We start from the raw sequence: 545 nt of genomic DNA on the forward strand, positions 1-545 counted from the left end.
GCGTCAGGAAGTGGGGAGGCCGAACACGTCGGGGACGTCCTCGTTCAGCACGAGGAGGGTGGCGATGCGGGTCAGTTGGTCGCGGTCCGCGGCGGGCAGGTGTGCGGCCAGGTCGGTCAGGCGCTGGCTGACCTGGCCGTAGAAGGTGTCGGTGAGCTGCTTGCCCGCGGGAGTGAGGCTGACGGTGATCGCCCGGCGGTCGGTCGGCGACATCGCGCGGCTCAGGTAGCCGCGCCGTTCGGCCCGCTCCACCAGGCCGGTGACGCTGGATTTGTCCAGTCGCAGCATCGCGCTGATCTCACTCATGCCGCGTGGCTGGTCCTTCAGGACGCACATCAGCTGCGCCTGTGGCACGGACACCCCGTGCCGGGAGCAGACATCGGCATAGATGGAGTCGACCAGATAGGACAGGCGCACCAGGGCCACTGGCGTTGTGAACATCGCGTCCACCTGGGATCTCCGCCTTTTCGGTCGTCTGACGACCAGCTTACCGGGGCCGGGAGGATGGCCATCGCATTTGGTTTGTGGTACTTACTGTATGTGGT

General features: G+C 66.2%; 1 protein-coding gene. It reads right to left on the reverse strand.

Features of this window, described 5'->3' with window-relative positions:
- Nucleotides 1-3 precede the first annotated feature (3 nt).
- Nucleotides 4-441: a MarR family winged helix-turn-helix transcriptional regulator gene (locus MXD95_RS04125; RefSeq protein ID WP_250639179.1), complete on the reverse strand. Its 438-nt coding sequence runs from the start codon at nt 439-441 to the stop codon at nt 4-6.
- Nucleotides 442-545 lie beyond the last annotated feature (104 nt).

Source organism: Frankia sp. AiPa1, from assembly GCF_023243075.1.
Classification (GTDB): domain Bacteria; phylum Actinomycetota; class Actinomycetes; order Frankiales; family Frankiaceae; genus Frankia.